The organism is Pseudoflavonifractor phocaeensis (assembly GCF_021531815.1).
GTDB classification, from domain to species: Bacteria; Bacillota; Clostridia; order Oscillospirales; family Oscillospiraceae; genus Lawsonibacter; species Lawsonibacter phocaeensis_A.
In genome coordinates this window covers 139,930-156,835 of the sequence record NZ_JADYUM010000003.1, presented here as the reverse complement: position 1 = coordinate 156,835, position 16,906 = coordinate 139,930, and the positions used below count along the sequence as shown (strand labels likewise).

Annotated in this window: 13 protein-coding genes and 1 riboswitch; of the genes, 11 read left to right on the top strand and 2 right to left on the bottom strand. The window is 59.9% G+C overall.

All coding sequences use genetic code 11. The annotated features are described in order from the left end of the window. The first annotated feature begins 176 nt into the window (after positions 1-176). Entirely contained in the window at positions 177-596 is a 420-nt protein-coding gene (locus I6E42_RS03025; RefSeq protein ID WP_235370454.1) for a YjdF family protein, read from the top strand. A gap of 27 nt (positions 597-623) precedes the next feature. Here the strand turns inward: I6E42_RS03025 and I6E42_RS03020 are convergent, their stop codons facing one another. Continuing rightward, complete coding sequence (locus I6E42_RS03020) at positions 624-1,250, bottom strand: ECF transporter S component (RefSeq protein ID WP_235370453.1); 627 nt, start codon at positions 1,248-1,250, stop codon at positions 624-626. Between the two features lie 108 nt (positions 1,251-1,358). Next, positions 1,359-1,484: riboswitch (FMN riboswitch) on the bottom strand. 802 nt (positions 1,485-2,286) lie between these two features. On the opposite strand from I6E42_RS03020, the gene pyrH reads away from it, so the two are divergent. The 9 genes from pyrH (at position 2,287) to I6E42_RS02975 (ending at position 14,267) form a co-directional block, all read left to right on the top strand. Next, entirely contained in the window at positions 2,287-3,003 is a 717-nt protein-coding gene (gene pyrH / locus I6E42_RS03015) for a UMP kinase (protein WP_235370452.1), read from the top strand. Between the two features lie 37 nt (positions 3,004-3,040). After that, the gene (gene frr / locus I6E42_RS03010) at positions 3,041-3,595 is read left to right on the top strand and encodes a ribosome recycling factor (RefSeq protein ID WP_235370451.1); all 555 of its coding nucleotides are present in this window, start codon (positions 3,041-3,043) and stop codon (positions 3,593-3,595) included. 111 nt (positions 3,596-3,706) lie between these two features. Then, the gene (locus I6E42_RS03005) at positions 3,707-4,456 is read left to right on the top strand and encodes an isoprenyl transferase (RefSeq protein ID WP_235370450.1); all 750 of its coding nucleotides are present in this window, start codon (positions 3,707-3,709) and stop codon (positions 4,454-4,456) included. 3 nt (positions 4,457-4,459) lie between these two features. Then, positions 4,460-5,281, top strand: coding sequence for a phosphatidate cytidylyltransferase (locus tag I6E42_RS03000; RefSeq protein WP_235370449.1), 822 nt, complete (start codon positions 4,460-4,462; stop codon positions 5,279-5,281). 378 nt (positions 5,282-5,659) lie between these two features. Further along, positions 5,660-6,796, top strand: coding sequence for a 1-deoxy-D-xylulose-5-phosphate reductoisomerase (locus I6E42_RS02995; protein ID WP_235370448.1), 1,137 nt, complete (start codon positions 5,660-5,662; stop codon positions 6,794-6,796). 25 nt (positions 6,797-6,821) lie between these two features. Beyond that, positions 6,822-7,895, top strand: coding sequence for a M50 family metallopeptidase (locus tag I6E42_RS02990; protein ID WP_235370447.1), 1,074 nt, complete (start codon positions 6,822-6,824; stop codon positions 7,893-7,895). Positions 7,896-8,404: 509 nt separating this feature from the next. Next, a complete protein-coding gene (ispG, locus tag I6E42_RS02985; RefSeq protein ID WP_235370446.1) occupies positions 8,405-9,442 on the top strand; it encodes a flavodoxin-dependent (E)-4-hydroxy-3-methylbut-2-enyl-diphosphate synthase in 1,038 nt (345 codons plus the stop codon). 32 nt (positions 9,443-9,474) lie between these two features. After that, positions 9,475-13,611 carry a PolC-type DNA polymerase III gene (locus I6E42_RS02980; protein WP_235370445.1) on the top strand — a complete coding sequence of 1,379 codons (4,137 nt, stop codon included), beginning with the start codon at positions 9,475-9,477 and terminating at the stop codon, positions 13,609-13,611. Positions 13,612-13,754: 143 nt separating this feature from the next. Continuing rightward, entirely contained in the window at positions 13,755-14,267 is a 513-nt protein-coding gene (locus I6E42_RS02975) for a ferritin (RefSeq protein WP_235370444.1), read from the top strand. Positions 14,268-14,367: 100 nt separating this feature from the next. On the opposite strand, the gene I6E42_RS02970 is transcribed toward I6E42_RS02975, so the two are convergent. Further along, on the bottom strand, positions 14,368-14,535 hold the full coding sequence (locus I6E42_RS02970; RefSeq protein WP_235370443.1) for a hypothetical protein: 168 nt from the start codon (positions 14,533-14,535) through the stop codon (positions 14,368-14,370). Between the two features lie 221 nt (positions 14,536-14,756). Between I6E42_RS02970 and I6E42_RS02965 the strand changes: the two genes are divergently transcribed. Beyond that, a complete protein-coding gene (locus I6E42_RS02965; RefSeq protein ID WP_235370442.1) occupies positions 14,757-16,871 on the top strand; it encodes an LTA synthase family protein in 2,115 nt (704 codons plus the stop codon). Positions 16,872-16,906: the final 35 nt, after the last annotated feature.

Here is a 16,906-nt window from a genome sequence, read left to right as displayed (position 1 = left end):
CCCGTATGTTCGGGCGTTTGGACTTGCGGACCGCTTGGCCGCACGGTATAATCAAAAGGCAGGGATAAAAACACAGGGCGGTTGGTAGTCCGTCCGCGGGCGGCGCGCTCCCGTCAGTAACCTTCCCTCCCGGGTCGTCCCTTCCCTGACGCGTATTTTTAGGGAGGAAACTGTATATGGACCGAAACGTGAGCAGCTTTACCGTGCTGTTTCAGCCGCCCTTCTGGGTGGGGATCGCCCAGCGCTGGAGCGGGGAGGGCTATCAGGCGGCCAGAGTGGTCTTTGGCGCCGAACCCACCGAGCCCCAGCTGTACAGCTGGGTGCTGCGGGAATGGCACAGGCTGCGGTTCAGTGAGCCGTCGGCGGAGAAGCCCCCGGAAACGGACCCGAAGAACCCGAAACGGCTCCAGCGGGAGGCACATGCGGCCGCCGGAGCCAGGGGAGTGGGGACGAAAGCCCAGGAGGCCCTTAGCCGGCAGCGGGAGCAGGAGGGACTGGCGCACCAGACTCAGAGCCGTGCACAACGGCAGGAGGAGGCGGAGCGGAAATTCCGCCTGCGCCAGCAAAAAAAGCGCGAAAAAAAGCGGGGCAGATGAAGATCTGCCCCGCTTTTGCGTCAGCGGTCAGTGGTTGGTGCCGTGGAGAATGGGGGACAAGGGCTTGTAGATCAGGAAGCACAGAGCGGTGGTCAGCAGTCCCTTGACCAGAGTGAAGGGCGCGTTGAAAACGATCAGGCATTCCAGCAGTCCGCCGGAGTTGGGGCGGATCTCCCGGTACATGTTCAGGATCGCGTCGATGGGCATGAACTTGGTGTAGATGGGATAGGAGATGTAATAGTTCAGGGGGACGGAGAGCACCGCCATGATGACAGCGCCCACCAGGGCGCCGGCCAGGGCGCCCTTGCGGGACTTGACCCTCTGGTAGAGCAAGCCAGCGGCGAACGTGAAGCAGGCGCCCAGCAGGAAATTACATACCTCGCCGGCACCGCCGGTGGTGGTGATGGCCAGATGGATCAGGTTTTTCACCAGGCAGACCGCCACGCCGTACACAGGACCGAGGCTGAACGCGGCCAGAAGGGCGGGAAGCTCGGAGAAGTCCATCTTGACAAAGGCAGGAATCAGAAAGGGAATGGGGAAGTCCAAAAACATCAGCACAAAGGCGACGGCGGACAACATGGCGGTGACAGCCAGATTTCTGGCCCGGACGCGGCTGGCGCTGCGGGCGGACTGGGTAGCGGTATTTGCGGACATAAAAAACACTCCTTAAAATTTTTGACGCCCGAAAAGCCATGCCTTCCAGGTGTCAAAACAATCAAGGAGGTGCGCAACCCGCGCAAACGCGCGTGAATATTGTTCTACACACATCTTCTTCCATCCGGACTATACCGTTGGTCCCGGAGTTTCACCGGGTCAGCGGACGCATCGCTGCGTCCGGTCGCGGACTGTACCGCCAGTGGGGAGTTGCACCCCGCCCTGAAGACATTGGATTCAGTTGTCTGTGGCACATTATACGGCACAGGGGAGAAAATTGCAACCCCTTGCGGAAAAATCTTTCGTTTGTGCCAAAACATCGCAGACACCGGACAACATAAACAGGAAAATTTTCGTTTATGAGGTAGCAGTTTTACGCTCTGTAGGACTGACCTATGCGGACTGCCGATGGATCAGACTGCATGCAATGGACGGCCCATCGCGGTCAAAGACCACGCCGCACAGTCGTGAGACCCAGGCGCAGGATTCAGCGGCTGTTCCAATCCAAGCCCCCTTAACTCAGGGCCGAAGGCCCGGAAGGAGGAGTGGCAAAACCAGGGAATGTGCGCCGGACGTGAGGCAGGCTTTTTGTAGGACGCCCCTTGGGGACCGGGGCCGAAGCCCCGGAGTTTTTTTGGGTACTTTTGTATCTCTAAAAAAGTACCTCGCCCGAGGACGAAACTTCCCTAATCCCCCGTCCCGCCTGTAGGAGAAGTGTCCAAGCGCGCAAATTTCTCCCAGCATTTTGCTCACCCGAAACGGGCAAGGGCAGAGCCCTTGCCCTACATCACATCGGTTTTCGCTCCCATGGACAGCGAAACGAAAATTTATTGCGGTACCAATAAAATAAACATCTGTTTTATGCTTCCAATAAGACATGGGAGGTTTGAAAAACCGCCTCCGGGACGGTCCACGTGATCCGCGGACGATCCGTTTTCAAGTGAGGACAATTTGAAAAACTTTGATTTCACCCCTATGCAAACGGGGAGAATTATATTAAAATAAGAAAGCAAGAAAAAAGACAGGAGTGGTTCCAATGGAGCAGCCTAAGTATAAAAGAGTTTTGTTGAAGATCAGCGGCGAAGCCCTGGCGGGCGACGCCTCCCGCGGCCTGGACTTCCATGTGATCGGCCAGGTGTGCGACGTGGTCAAGCGCTGTGTGGGCCTTGGGGTCCAGGTGGGCGTGGTGGTAGGCGGCGGCAACTTCTGGCGCGGCGTCAAGGACGGCGGCGACCAGATGGAGCGGGTCCGCGCCGACCACATGGGCATGCTGGCCACCACCATTAACGCTTTGGCCGTGGCCGACGTGCTGGAGCAGAAGGGCGTTGAGGTCCGGGTGCAGACCGCCATTGAGATGCGTTCCGTGGCCGAGCCCTATATCCGTTCCCGTGCCATCCGGCACCTGGAGAAAGGCCGCGTGGTCATTTTCGGCTGCGGCACCGGCAATCCCTTCTTCTCCACCGATACCGCCGCGGTCCTTCGGGCCGCCGAGATCGACGCCGACGTGATCCTGCTGGCCAAGAATATCGACGGCGTTTACTCCGCCGATCCCAAGCTGGACCCCAGCGCGGTCAAATATGACGCCATTACCTACGATGACGTCCTGGCCCAGCACCTGAAGGTGATGGATTCCACCGCCACCTCCCTGTCCATGGACAATAAGATCCCCGTCCTCCTCTTTGCCCTGAAGGACCCTGAAAACATTCTCCGGGCCGTTATGGGGGAGAAGATCGGCACCATTGTAGGCGGCTGATCGGAAAAACTGGAATTAAGGAAAGGAAGTCAAGACCATGAGCCCTGAGAACAAAATCTACGACGACAAGATGATGAAGACCATCGAGGTGGTCAAGGCCAACTTTGCCTCTGTCCGCGCCGGCCGTGCCAACGCCGGTGTGCTGGACCGGATCTCCGTGGAGTATTACGGCACTCCCACCCCTCTGAACCAGGTGGCCGCCATTTCCTCCCCTGATCCCCGGACCCTGACCATCCAGCCCTGGGACAGCTCTCTGCTCAAGGCCATTGAGAAGGCCATCCAGACCTCCGACCTGGGCATCAATCCCCAGAATGACGGCCGGATCATCCGTCTGGCCTTCCCCCAGCTCACCGAGGAGCGCCGCAAGGACCTGACCAAGCAGGTCCGCAAGTACGGGGAAGAGGGTAAGGTTGCCGTCCGGAATATCCGCCGGGACGCCATGGACGAAATTAAGAAGAAGGTCAAGAAGTCTGAGATCACCGAGGACGACCAGAAGAATCTGGAGAAGGAGCTTCAGGACATCACCGATAAGCGGTGTAAGGAAATCGACGAGCTGACCGCGAAGAAGGAAAAGGAATTGATGGCGGTCTGATCGGACCCAGCCATACATGGCCGCGGGGACGGCTGTCCGCCCCGCGGCCCTTTGACGGTTTTGAGATATTGAGACAAGGTCTGAAACGACAGACCGGATCGAGGTGCCCCAATGGCCTTATTTCAGAAAAAAAACAATCAGCCGGAATCCCAGGTGGACTTTGAACACCTGCCCCGGCACATCGCCATCATCATGGACGGAAACGGCCGCTGGGCCAAGAAGCGGGGATTGCCCCGGACGGCGGGCCACGCCGCGGGGGCTGAGACCTTCCGAACCATCGCTACCTACTGCAAGGAGATCGGCCTGGACTATTTGACGGTATACGCCTTCTCCACCGAGAACTGGAAGCGGCCGGCGGACGAGGTAGAGGCCATCATGGGCCTGCTGAAGAAATATCTGCTGGAGGCCATTGGCCGGATGGAGCGGGACAAGGTGAAAATGGAGTTTTTCGGCGACCTGTCCCCGCTGACCCCGGAGCTGCGCCAGCTGTGTGAGCGCACCCGGGAGATCTCCCGGCACTATGACGGCTGTCAGGTGAACATCTGCCTGAACTACGGCGGACGGGACGAGCTGATGCGTGCGGCCAAGGCCTATGCCCAGGACTGTCTGGAGGGCAGGGCGGACCCCAACCACCTGACCCGGGAGCAGTTCGGCGGCTATCTGTTCTCCAAGGGGGTTCCCGACCCGGATCTGGTCATCCGGCCCAGCGGAGAGCTGCGGCTGTCCAATTTCCTGCTGTGGCAGTCCGCCTATGCGGAGTTCTACTTCACCGATGTGCTCTGGCCTGACTTCTCCAAGGAGGAGCTGCTGCGGGCCATTGCGGCCTACCAGGGCCGAAACCGCCGGTTTGGAGGTGTGTGACCGTTGAAAGCACGGATTCTTGTGGCGGTGGTGCTGGCCCCGCTGTTCTTCGTGGACCTGTTTTTTCTGCCGCCCATTTGTCTGGCGGTGACGGTGGCCGCCATCGTGGCCATGGCCTCCTATGAGCTGCTCCGGGCCACCAAAGTGGCCCACCACAACCACATGTATGTCTACACCGCTCTGTCCGCCGCCGCCATCCCCGTGGGTTATTGGGCGGGGTGGGGGAGCCTGGTTTCCCTGGCCGCTGCCCTGCTGCTGATGTGCGCCCTGTTTTTCACGGCCATTCAGCACTACGACCTGGAGGAACAGGAGGTCCGGTTCGAGCATGTCATGGTCTGCCTCTTTGGGGGCGTGGCCATCCCCCTGTTCCTGTCCTCTCTGGTCCGGCTGAAGGGAATGGAGAACGGGCAGTATCTGGTGCTGCTGCCTGTGATCAGCGCCTTTCTCACCGATGTGGGGGCCTATTTCGCCGGGGTGTTTCTGGGCAAGCACCGGGGTATCACCCGGGTCAGCCCCAACAAATCGGTGGAGGGCTACGTGGGCGGTATCCTGTCCGGCTGCGTGTTTATGCTGCTCTATGCCCTGGTCCTGGCCAGATTCGCCGGGCTGGCGGTGTCCTTCCACTTGATGGCCCTCTACGGCCTGGTGGGCAGCGCGGTCACCGAGTTGGGGGACCTGTCCTTCTCTCTGATCAAGCGCCAGTGCGGCGTGAAGGATTACGGCAACCTGCTTCCCGGCCACGGGGGCATGATGGACCGGTTCGATTCCATGGTCTTTGCGGCGCCCACCCTGCTGCTGCTGGTGGAGCTGTTCCCCGCCTTCTGACCTGCTTTCTTTTGAAAAAGAAAGCAGGCAAAGAAAACTTCCTGCGAAACTGCGTTGCGCTTCTGGCGGTCAAGAAGGTTTCTTTTTATGTTGTGAAAGGGAAGAAAAATGTCAAAAATTTCTTGGCTTTTGCTCGGATTAGGTATTATAGTGGCCCTAAATGCGAATAAGGTGGATCTGTTAGTCGCTGGGAACCAGGCAGCAAAGAGTATCATTACTGCTTTATGCGTATTGCTGGGAATAGCCGTCAGTGGACTTTTACTTTGCGTTGTATGCTAGAGCTCTGAGTGTCAAAGGAAGCAAAACGAAGTTTTGCGCCAAAGTCCTTTTGATTCTTTTCTTACAAGAAAAGAATCCACAACTGAAAAGGTGAAAAATATGAGCAAACGAATTTCAATTTTAGGTTCCACCGGTTCCATCGGGCGGCAGTCATTGGATGTGATTGCCGCCTGCGGCATGAGTGTGGCTGCTTTGACGGCCAATTCCAGCGTGGGCCGGATGGAGGAGCAGGCCCGGCGGTTCAAGCCGGAGCTGGCGGTGCTGGTGGACGAGAAAGCCGCCGCCGACCTGCGGGTCCGGCTGGCGGACACCAACGTCCGGGTACTGTCGGGCATGGAGGGGCTGATGGAGGCCGCCGCCATTTCCAGCGCTGATACGGTCATCACTGCCGTGGTGGGGATGGTGGGTCTGCGGCCCACGTTGGCGGCCATCCGGGAGGGCAAGCGCATCGCCCTGGCCAACAAGGAGACCCTGGTGTGCGCCGGACAGCTGGTGCTGGAGGAGGCGAAAGACTACGGAGCTCAGATTCTGCCCGTGGATTCCGAGCACTCCGCCCTGTTTCAGTCCCTGGAGGGCAACAAGGACAGGGGAGAGGTGAAGCGCCTCATCCTGACCTGCTCCGGAGGCCCCTTTTACGGCAAAACAAGAGAACAGCTGCAAGGCATGACAAGGGAAGACGCCTTACGGCATCCCAACTGGTCCATGGGGGCAAAGATCACCGTAGACTCAGCTACTTTGATGAACAAAGGGCTGGAGTTCATGGAGGCCATGCACCTGTACCATATGCCGCCGGAAAAAATTGCCATCGTAATTCACCGGGAGAGTATTATCCACTCCCTGGTGGAATACTGTGATAATGCCATGATCGCCCAGTTGGGTTCCCCGGACATGCGGCTGCCCATCCAGTATGCCCTGACCTGGCCCAAGCGGGTGCCCGGTCCAGCCACTCCGCTGGACCTGTGGAACTGCGGGCCGCTGACCTTCGGCACCCCCGATCTGGATACCTTCCGCTGTCTGGCGCTGGCGCTGGAGGCGGCCAAGGCCGGAGGTACCGCCGGGGCCATTCTCAACGGCGCCAACGAGGCGGCAGTGGCCCAGTTCCTGGCAGGGGAGATCGGCTTTTTGGACATCGCCGACAAGGTGGCCCGGGCTATGGAAAAAGTCCCGGTGGTCCGGGACCCCGGCCTGACAGACATTCTGGAGGCCGACGCCGCCGCCCGGGAGGCCGCCCGGTAAGCCGCCGGCGATCATTGGAGGTTCTATGCTTTATAATCTTGTTGCCATCCTGATCTTCGGTATCCTCATCGCCACCCATGAGTTGGGCCACTTTACCGCCGCCAAGTGCCTGGGGGTAAAGGTCAACGAGTTCTCCATCGGGATGGGTCCCGCTCTGTTCAGCGGGGAGAAAGGAGAAACCCTTTACAGCGTTCGGGCGCTTCCCATCGGCGGTTACTGCGCCATGGAGGGAGAGGACGATGACTCCGCCGACCCGGGGGCCTTCGGCCGGGCCGCGGGCTGGAAGAAATTTTTGATCCTCTGCGCCGGGGCGGCCATGAATTTTCTCACCGGACTGCTGATCATTCTGGTGCTGTACTCCCAGCGCAGTGGGTTCGTCATGCCCACGGTGGCCGGATTTCTGGACGGCTACGGGTTGGAGACCTGCGGCCTCCAGGCGGGCGACCGGGTGGTATCCATCAACGGACACCGGATGTACAGCTATGACGACGTGTCCCTGTATTTGAGCCGCGCGGAGGATACGGTGGACTGGGTTGTGGAGCGCGGCGGCCAGAAGGTGAAGCTGGAGGGTCTGTACATGCCCCTCCAGGAGCGGACCGGCGAGAAGGGGGAGACCACCTATCTGCGGGGGCTGAGCATCGGCATGGAAGTGCTGCCCGCCACCCTGGGCAATAAGCTGCTGTTCAGCTGGTATGGAGCGCTGGACTACGTGCGCATGGTGTGGCTCAGCCTGGAGGACCTGATCAGCGGCGCGGTTGGCCTGCGGGACCTGTCCGGGCCGGTGGGTATCGTGGAAGTGATGACCGAGGTGGGCAGCAATCCCGAGCTTTCCCCTACGCTTCTGGACGCAGCCAAGAATATGGCGGCCTTTGCCGCCCTGATCGCCGTCAACCTGGCGGTGATGAACCTGTTGCCTCTGCCTGCCCTGGATGGGGGACGCATTTTCTTTTTGCTGCTCAACGGGGTGTTGTACGGCCTGTTCCGCAGAAAAATTCCGCCAAAGTACGAGGGATACGTCCATATGGCGGGCATGGCGGCGCTGCTGTCCCTGATGCTGATGGTGACCCTCAGCGACGTGGGCAAGCTGTTCGGAAGATAAATTTTAGTTTATAGAGAAGCGAGTCTATGCTCTGTGGGACAAACCGGTACAGGTGTCTACTGAATCAAGCTGCATGCAATGGACGGGCCAGCGCGGTCAAGGACCGCGCCGCATAGTTGTGAAACCCAAGCGCAGTATTCAGCGCCTGTTCCAATCCAAGTCCCCTTGACCCAGGGCCGAAGGCCCGGAAGGAGGGGCGGCAAAACCAGGGGATCGGCGCCGGACGTGAGGCAGGCTTTTTTGTAGGACGCCCCTTGGGGACCGGGGCCGAAGCCCCGGAGATTTTTTGGGTACTTTTGTATCTTTACAAAAGTACCTCGCCCGGGGGCGAAATATCCCTATCTCCCGTCCCGCTCGCACGCGAAGTGTTCAAGTGCGCAGATTTCTCCCAGTATTTCGGATACCCGGAAAGGGCAAGGGCAGAGCCCTTGCCCTACATAACATAGGTTTTAGGTTCCATAGGCCAATAACCAAAATTTTACACAATACTTTAAAAAGGAAGTTTTTCCATGAGCAAACAAATCAATGTCGGCGGTGTTCTGATCGGCGGCGGCGCTCCGGTTACGATCCAGTCCATGACCAATACCCGTACCGACGATGTGGCGGCTACCTTGGACCAGATCCGGAAGCTGGCCGCTGCCGGCTGTGAGATCATCCGTGTGGCGGTGCCTGATATGGCCGCTGCCCACGCGGTGGGCAAGATCAAGGAGCACAGCCCCATCCCCGTGGTGGTGGACATCCATTTTGACTACAAGCTGGCTCTGGAGGCCATTGCCGCCGGAGCGGACAAGGTGCGAATCAATCCGGGCAACATCGGGGGAGAGGACCGGGTGAAGGCGGTGGCCGCGGCCTGCCGGCAGAAAAATATTCCCATCCGCATCGGTGTGAACGGCGGCTCTCTTGAGAAGCCTATTTTGGCCAAATACGGCCACGTATGTCCTGAGGCCATGGTGGAGTCTGCCTTCGGCCACATTCGCCTGCTGAACAAGTTCGACTTCGACGATATCTGCGTCTCCCTCAAATCCTCCAGCGTGCCTATCACCATGAAAGCCTATCAGCTGATGACGCTGAAAAGTGATTATCCTTTACATATTGGCGTCACCGAGGCGGGCACCGTCCGCATGGGGACCCTCAAGTCCGCCGTGGGCATCGGGGGCCTGTTGGCCCTGGGCGTGGGGGACACCATGCGGGTGTCCCTGTCCGCCGACCCCATTGAGGAGGTCTACGCCGCCCGGGACATCCTGAAAGCTGCCGGAATCCGGAAGGAGGGGGCGGAGCTGGTGTCCTGTCCCACCTGCGGCCGCACCCGAATCGACCTGATCTCCCTGGCCGGGGAGGTGGAGGAGCGGCTGAAGGCCGTGGACAAGCCCATCACCGTGGCCGTCATGGGCTGTGTGGTCAACGGTCCCGGAGAGGCCTCCGCCGCCGACTGCGGCATCGCGGGGGGCCAGGGGGAGGGCCTGCTGTTCAAAAAAGGCCAGATCATCAAGAAAGTTCCCCAGGAGCGGCTGGTGGACGAGCTGTTTGCCCTCATAGATACCCTTTAAGTGCCGAGATACCCTCAAGGAGAGTTGACATAATGTCTAAAAAGATCCCCTTTTTACAGATGTTCGCCGCCCTGCGCCGCTGGACCGAGTTGTCCAACGCGGTGGAGGGCTGGCTCATTGTTTCCGCCGCCATCGACAAGGCCAGCCGCAGCGCCAAGATCCTGGTGGAGGGCGCGGCGGGCGCCGGACCCAACCTGATCCGGGAGGCGGAGGAGACCCTGTGCCGGGCCTACGGTCTGAACAGCGTGAAGATCCAGACCGCGGCCCCGAAGCCCGCGGCAGAGCCTACCGCTCCGGCGGAGGCCCCCGCCGCTGATGCCGCGCCTAAGCAGGAGAGCGCTCCCGCCGATGCCTTCGCCCGGGCGGAGGCCCTGCGGAAAGCGGCCATGAAGAGCGTGGCCCACCCAGCCGCTCCCAAGGGAGAGGGAAAGAAGTTCGCGGGCAAGGCTATCTTCGGCAAGCCCATCACCAAGGACCCTGTCTCCATGGGAGAACTGGAGCTGGACATGGGCACCGTGGTGGTGGAGGGCGACGTCTTCGCCGTGGACCACAAGGAGCTGAAAAAGCGGGGCGCCTGGGTGGTGGCCTTCGATATGACAGACTACACCGGTTCCATCCGGGTGAACAAGTTCTTTGCCGGGGACGAGGGCAAGCCCCTGGTGGACGGGATCAAAAAGGGAATGCACCTGAAGGTCCAGGGCCGCCTGAACATGGACCGCTTTTACGGCGACATGGTGCTGGAGCCGGTGGCCGTCACCCAGGCGGACAAGAAGGTGCGGATGGACACGGCGGAGGAGAAGCGTGTGGAGCTCCACCTCCACACCAACATGTCCTCCATGGACGCCCTGACCGCCGTGGGGGCCAAGACCGACTCCCCGGTGGCGGAGAACGCCATCAAGAGGCTGGAGAAGTGGGGCCATCCCGCCGTGGCCATCACCGACCACGGCGTGGCCCATTCCTTCCCCAACGCCTGGCATTCGGCCAAGAAAATGAAGATCTTGTTTGGGGTGGAGGCCTACTACGTCAACGACGTGGATGACCGGGTGGTGGTCCACGGGGAGACCCACCAGCCCTTTGACCAGGAGATCGTCTGTTTCGACATCGAGACCACGGGCCTGAACAAAAAGTATGAGGTCATCATCGAGATCGGCGCGGTGGTGCTGAAAAACGGGGAGATCACCGACCGGTTCAACACCTTTGTCGCCCCGGGCCGTATTTTGTCTCCCGAGATCATCCAGCTCACCGGCATTACCGACGAGATGCTGGTGGGCGCCCCCTCCCAGGAGGAGGCGCTGAAAGCCTTTCTGGCCTTTGCTGGGGACCGGCCTCTGGCCGCCCACAACGCGGAGTTCGACATGGGCTTTATCGCCGCCGGCTGCGAGAAGTATCACATACCTTTCCATAACCCCTCAGTGGACAGCCTGATCCTGGCCCAGAACCTGCTGCCCGACCTGGGCAAATACAAGCTGGACATCGTGGCGGGGCACCTGAATCTGCCCGCCTTCAACCACCACCGGGCCAGCGACGACGCGGCCACGGTGGCCTACATGCTGCCGCCCTTTTTCCGGATGCTGGAGGAGCGGGGGCTCCACGACCTTGGGGAGATCAACGGCTACATGCCCCAGCTGCGCAAGGCGGGCAAGGCCAAGCGTCGGCCCAAGCACCTTATCGTCCTGGCCAAGAACCAGACGGGGCTGCGCAACCTGTACAAGCTCATCTCCCTGTCCTACCTGGAGTATTTCAAGCGCTACCCCATCATGCCCAAATCCCTCATCAACGAGAACCGGGAGGGCCTCATCATCGGCTCCGCCTGCGAGGCGGGAGAGCTGTTCCAGGCGGTGGTGGAGGGCAAGAGCTGGGGGGAGCTGAAGCGCATCGCCTCCTGGTACGACTATCTGGAGATCCAGCCCCTGTGCAACAACATGTTCATGCTGCGCAAGGGGATGGTCAAGTCGGAGGAGGAGCTGCGGGACTTCAACCGGACCATTGTGCGTCTGGGGGAGGAGCTGGGCAAGCCGGTGTGCGCCACCGGCGACGTCCACTTCCTGGACCCGGAGGACGAGGTCTACCGCCATATCCTTCTGGCCTCCAAGGGCTTCGAGGACGCGGATCAACCTCTGCCCATCTATCTGAAAACCACCGACGAGATGCTCCGGGAGTTCTCCTATCTGGGGAAGGAGAAGGCCTACGAGGTGGTGGTGAAGAACACCAATTTCATTGCCGATTGCTGCGACCCCATCGATCCCCTGCCCAAGGGCCTGTTCGCCCCCAAGCTGGAGGACTCCGACGGGGAACTGAAGCGGCTGGTCTGGGGGAAGGCCCACGACCTCTATGGGGAGAACCCGCCCCAGATCGTGGTGGACCGCATCGAGGCGGAGCTGGGAGACATCATCCGCTGCAAATACGACGTCATCTACATGTCCGCCCAGAAGCTGGTCCAGAACTCCTTGGAGCACAGCTACCTGGTGGGCTCCCGGGGCAGCGTGGGCTCCTCTCTGGTGGCCTTCATGTCGGGCATCACCGAGGTCAACTCCCTGCCCGCCCACTACCGCTGCCCCAAGTGTAAGCACACCGACTTCGACTATGCCCAGGACCCGGAGCATCCCTACGGCTGCGGCGCCGACATGCCGGACGCCTACTGTCCGGTCTGCGGCACCAAATATGTAAAGGACGGCTTCAACATCCCCTTCGAGACCTTCCTGGGCTTCGGCGGCGACAAGGTCCCGGACATCGACCTGAATTTCTCCGGCGAGTACCAGGCCAACGCCCACCGGTATACCTTTGAACTCTTTGGCCAGTCCCACGTGTTCCGGGCGGGGACAATCGGCGCCGTGGCGGAGAAGACCGCCTTCGGCTATGTGAAAAAGTACCTGGCGGAGCGGGGGCTCACCGCCTCCAAGGCGGAGGAGAACCGGCTGGCGCTGGGCTGCACCGGCGTGAAGCGGACCACCGGCCAGCACCCCGGCGGAATGGTGGTCATTCCCCAGGACAAGGAGATCTACGACTTCTGTCCCGTCCAGCACCCTGCCGACGACCCCAACAGCGACATCATCACCACCCACTTTGAATACCACTCCATGGAGTCCAACCTGCTGAAGCTGGACATGCTGGGCCACGATGATCCCACTATGATCCGAATGCTGGAGGTGCTGACGGGGGTGAATGCCCGGACGGACATCCCCTTGGATGACCCGGACACCATGTCCATCTTCAAATCCTCCAAGGTGCTGGGCTATGAGAATGACAAGATCCTGGGCCCCACCGGCGGCACCGCCATCCCGGAGTTCGGCACCTCCTTTGTCCGGGGGATGCTGGAGGAGACCCAGCCCGACCAGTTCGATATTCTGGTCCGGCTGTCCGGCTTTTCCCACGGCACCGACGTGTGGCTGGGCAACGCCCGGGACCTGATCCTCCAGCAGGGAGTCCCCGTCGGGCAGGCCATCGGCTGCCGCGATGACATCATGCTGTTCCTCATCTCCAAGGGAATGCCCCCCAAGCGCTCCTTCAAGATCATGGAGGCGGTCCGTAAGGGCCGGGGCCTGCCGGAGGGCGCGGAGGAGGAGATGAAGGCCGCCGGGGTGCCGGACTGGTACATCGGCTCCTGTAAAAAGATCGCCTACCTGTTTCCCAAGGCCCACGCTGTGGCCTATGTGATGATGGCCTTCCGCATCGCCTGGTTCAAGGTCCACCGCCCCCTGGCCTTTTACGCCGCCTATTTCTCCATCCGGGCCAAGGCCTTTGACGAGGCCTACATGTGCCGGGGAATGGACGTGTGCCAGAAGAAGATGCGGGAGATCGTGGCCAAGGACAAGGAGGCCACCGCTGTGGAGCAGGACATGCTCACCACCCTGGAGGTGTGTTACGAGTTCTACCTCCGGGGCTTCACCTTCGACCGGATGGACCTGTACCAGTCCGAGGCCATCAACTTCACCATGGATGAGGAGCGGGGGACTCTGCGGCCTCCCTTCGTGTCAGTGGCCGGGCTGGGGGAGACGGCTGCGCTGTCTCTGGCCGAGGCCCGGAAGGGCCGGACCTTCATCTCTATCGAGGAGGTTTCCGCCGCCTGCCCCAAGGTCTCCAAGACCCACATCGAGTTGCTGAAAGCGGCGGGGACCTTTGGGGACCTGCCGGAAACCAGCCAGATCGACCTGTTTTCCATGTTCGGATGAATGTGTAGGGCGGGAATCGCTCCGCTGCCGGGAAAACAGCGCTGGGAAAGAACAAGTTTTTTCGGTCATCTTGTCAAAAATATGGTTTCGTGCTAACATAGGTTGGCCCGGATACGGGAAAATTCTGAAACGAGGTGTTTGTCATGCTGGATAAAAAGGTAGCAGAACTGCTGAACGAACAGGTCAATAAGGAGTTTTATTCCGCTTATCTGTACCTGGATTTCTCCATCTTCTATGAGGACGCCGGACTGGACGGCTTCGCCAACTGGTACAAGATCCAGGCCCAGGAGGAGCGGGACCACGCCATGCTGATGATGCAGTACCTCCAGAACAACGGGGAGACGGTCACTCTGGAGGCCATCGCGAAGCCCGATAAGGTGCTGGACGACAAACTCCACGTGCTGGAGCTGGGTCTGGAGCATGAGCAGTATGTCACCAGCCTGATCCACGCCATTTATGACGCGGCTTACTCCGTGCGGGATTTCCGTACCATGCAGTTCCTGGACTGGTTCGTCAAGGAGCAGGGCGAGGAGGAGAAGAACGCCGAGGACATGATCAAGAAGATGAAGCTTTTCGGCGACGATGCCAAGAGCCTGTACATGCTCAACAGTGAGATGGCCGCCCGGGTTTACAGCGCGCCCTCCCTGGTCCTGTAAAAGAATCTGATACCGGACATGCAAACAACATCCCCTTTGCTTCGGCAAAGGGGATGTTGTCACATAGAAGAACCTGCCCCAAGGGAGGGGCGGGTTGGCGTTAGTCGCCGCTCAGGAGGTTTTCGGCGTAGTCCTTGAGGCTGGCGAAGGAGTTGACGTTGCCGGCGCGGGTGCTGATCTGCTCACGGGCGTAGTAGGGCAGGGTATCAAAATATTTCCTGGCCTCCAAATCGTTTTGAAGAAGGCTGTTCAGATCGGGGTACTTCATAAAATCACCTCGGGAATAGCTTGCCCGGGAAAGCAAAAATAAAACGTGGAGAGGCGGTAAGCGGACCGGCATTTTGTGTGGCCGGCGTACAGGACCCGGAGAAAAGGCATGAGAGTAGAATTCCTGAAGTCTTTCTTAAAATGGCGCTCTTTACTTGCGAAGACTGTGATATTATGGTAAACTGTGTGTAAAATTCAAGAAAAATTCGGAGGGAACTCTCTATGTCATATAACGGAAGACGGGTCCTTGGGGGGCAGGAGCAGTCCGGCTACCGTGGTAGGTCCAATACCCCGGCCCGGGTGCTGTTTTTCCCGGCGCTGTTTGTCTATCTGGAGCTGGTGCTCCACCTGTACATGAAAATGGCACTGCAGTACCTGCCCATCTGGCTGCTGTACGGCCTGGCGGCGGGGGGCGTCTGTACCGCGTTGACCCTGCCCTTCAAGCGGCGGATCAATGGGATAATCACCAAAGTGCTGGCGGTGGTGGTCACCCTGGTCTATGTGGTGGAGATGATCGCCAAGAAGATCCTCCAGTCCTACTACCCGCTGAGCACCCTTGGTACCGCCGCCGGCAACCGGCTCACCGACTATGCCGACGTGATCCTCTCCACGGTGGTGTCCAGCATTCCCATTATCCTGGTGTTTTTCCTGCCCGTGATTCTGCTCTGCGCCCTGGGCAGACGGTTCATGGGCTATGACCGCTTTGACGTCCGGTTCTCCGGTCTGGTGCTGGCGGGGGCGTTGGTCCTCCACCTGCTGGGCCTGGGAGTGGTCCACCTGCCCTGGAACGGCGACCTGACCCCCAAGATGCTCTACCGGATGGACACCAATATCGACGACCAGGTGGAGCAGCTGGGCCTGTGGAACATGCTGCGCCTGGATGTAAAGCATATGGCCTTCCCGGTGAAAAACGACCTGGACGCCGATTTCAGCGGCATCGGGGACCTGGGCGCCAGCTCTGCCGATCCCGCCGGCAGCGGGGCCGACTCCTCGGGGGACGTCTCTGAGCCTGACCCCGCCCCGGTCATCGACACCTCGCCCAACGTCATGGACGTGGACCTGTCCAAGCTGTCCGCCGAGACCTCCAACAAGGACGTCAAATGGCTGGCCGACTACTTTAACAGCGTCACCCCCACCAAAAAGAACGAGTACACCGGTATGTTCGAGGGGTATAATGTGATCCAATTGGTTCTGGAAGGCTTCTCCGGCTACGTCATCGACCCGGAGCTGACCCCCACCCTGTACAAGCTGACCCACGAGGGCTTTATTTTCAACAACTACTACACCGCCCTCCACTTCACCAGTACCTCTAACGGGGAGTGCCAGACGCTCCTGGGCCTGTACCCCAAGAACGGAAACCCCATCACCATGAAGCGCACCGGGGTACTGGGCACCAACTGTTACTTCTCCCTGGCCCAGCAGCTGGGCCGGGCGGGGTATGAGGTGCTGGGCTACCACGGCAACTACGATATGTACGGCCGTCTGGCCTCCCACACCAACCTGGGCTATGACTGGCGGCAGTACCAGTCCGGCCTGGAGCTGGAGATGGGGGAAACCAAGCCCTTGTGGCCCCAGCGGGACTCCTATGTCATCGAGGCCAGCGTGGATGACTACATCAACAGCGACAAGCCCTTCCACGTCTACTACCTGACCATCAGCGGACACATGCCCTACTCCAACAACCGCATCGTGGCTCCCTACCGGGACACCGTCCGGGCTCTACCCTACAGTGAGACCACCCAAAACTACATCGCCACCGCCATGGAGGTGGACAAGGCCCTGGAGGTGCTGCTGGACAAGCTGGAGGCGGCGGGCAAGCTGGACAAGACCCTCATCGTGGCCACCGGGGACCACATCCCTTATTTCAATGTGGACACCCTGGAGGAGCTGTCCGGCCAGAAATTTGGCAGTTCCGAGGACATGGAGGCTCTGAAGGAGTCCAACATCGACTTCGATGTGTATAAAAACTCCCTCATCCTCTGGACGGCCAGCATGGAGGAGCCGGTGGTGGTAAACAAGGTCTGCTGCCAGGTGGACATTTTGCCTACCCTCTCCAACCTGCTGGGACTGGAGTACGACTCCCGGATGCTGGACGGCAGCGACATCCTGTCTGACAGCGAGGGGTTAGTGGTCTTCACCTCCCGGTGCTGGAAGTCGGACAAGGGCTTCTACAACCGCTTTACCGGTGAATTCACCCCGGCGGAGGGAGTCGACATGACCGCCGAGGAGCAGGAGAGCTATGTGTCCGCCATGAAGAAGCTGGTGGGCTATAAGCTGGACAGCACCCCGCTGATCATTGAAAACGACTTTTACGACCTTGTCTTTGGCCAGAACTGAGGATGGGAAACCGTTGATTTTTTTCCACTTATGCG

What these genes read in the sequence shown, in the direction of transcription:
- I6E42_RS02970 (WP_235370443.1), bottom strand. Translation starts at nt 14,535, where the DNA reads ATGAAGTACCCCGATCTGAACAGCCTTCTTCAAAACGATTTGGAGGCC.
- I6E42_RS03020 (WP_235370453.1), bottom strand. Translation starts at nt 1,250, where the DNA reads ATGTCCGCAAATACCGCTACCCAGTCCGCCCGCAGCGCCAGCCGCGTC.
- frr (WP_235370451.1), top strand. Translation starts at nt 3,041, where the DNA reads ATGAGCCCTGAGAACAAAATCTACGACGACAAGATGATGAAGACCATC.
- I6E42_RS03025 (WP_235370454.1), top strand. Translation starts at nt 177, where the DNA reads ATGGACCGAAACGTGAGCAGCTTTACCGTGCTGTTTCAGCCGCCCTTC.
- I6E42_RS02980 (WP_235370445.1), top strand. Translation starts at nt 9,475, where the DNA reads ATGTCTAAAAAGATCCCCTTTTTACAGATGTTCGCCGCCCTGCGCCGC.
- pyrH (WP_235370452.1), top strand. Translation starts at nt 2,287, where the DNA reads ATGGAGCAGCCTAAGTATAAAAGAGTTTTGTTGAAGATCAGCGGCGAA.
- I6E42_RS02975 (WP_235370444.1), top strand. Translation starts at nt 13,755, where the DNA reads ATGCTGGATAAAAAGGTAGCAGAACTGCTGAACGAACAGGTCAATAAG.
- I6E42_RS03005 (WP_235370450.1), top strand. Translation starts at nt 3,707, where the DNA reads ATGGCCTTATTTCAGAAAAAAAACAATCAGCCGGAATCCCAGGTGGAC.
- I6E42_RS02995 (WP_235370448.1), top strand. Translation starts at nt 5,660, where the DNA reads ATGAGCAAACGAATTTCAATTTTAGGTTCCACCGGTTCCATCGGGCGG.
- I6E42_RS02965 (WP_235370442.1), top strand. Translation starts at nt 14,757, where the DNA reads ATGTCATATAACGGAAGACGGGTCCTTGGGGGGCAGGAGCAGTCCGGC.
- ispG (WP_235370446.1), top strand. Translation starts at nt 8,405, where the DNA reads ATGAGCAAACAAATCAATGTCGGCGGTGTTCTGATCGGCGGCGGCGCT.
- I6E42_RS02990 (WP_235370447.1), top strand. Translation starts at nt 6,822, where the DNA reads ATGCTTTATAATCTTGTTGCCATCCTGATCTTCGGTATCCTCATCGCC.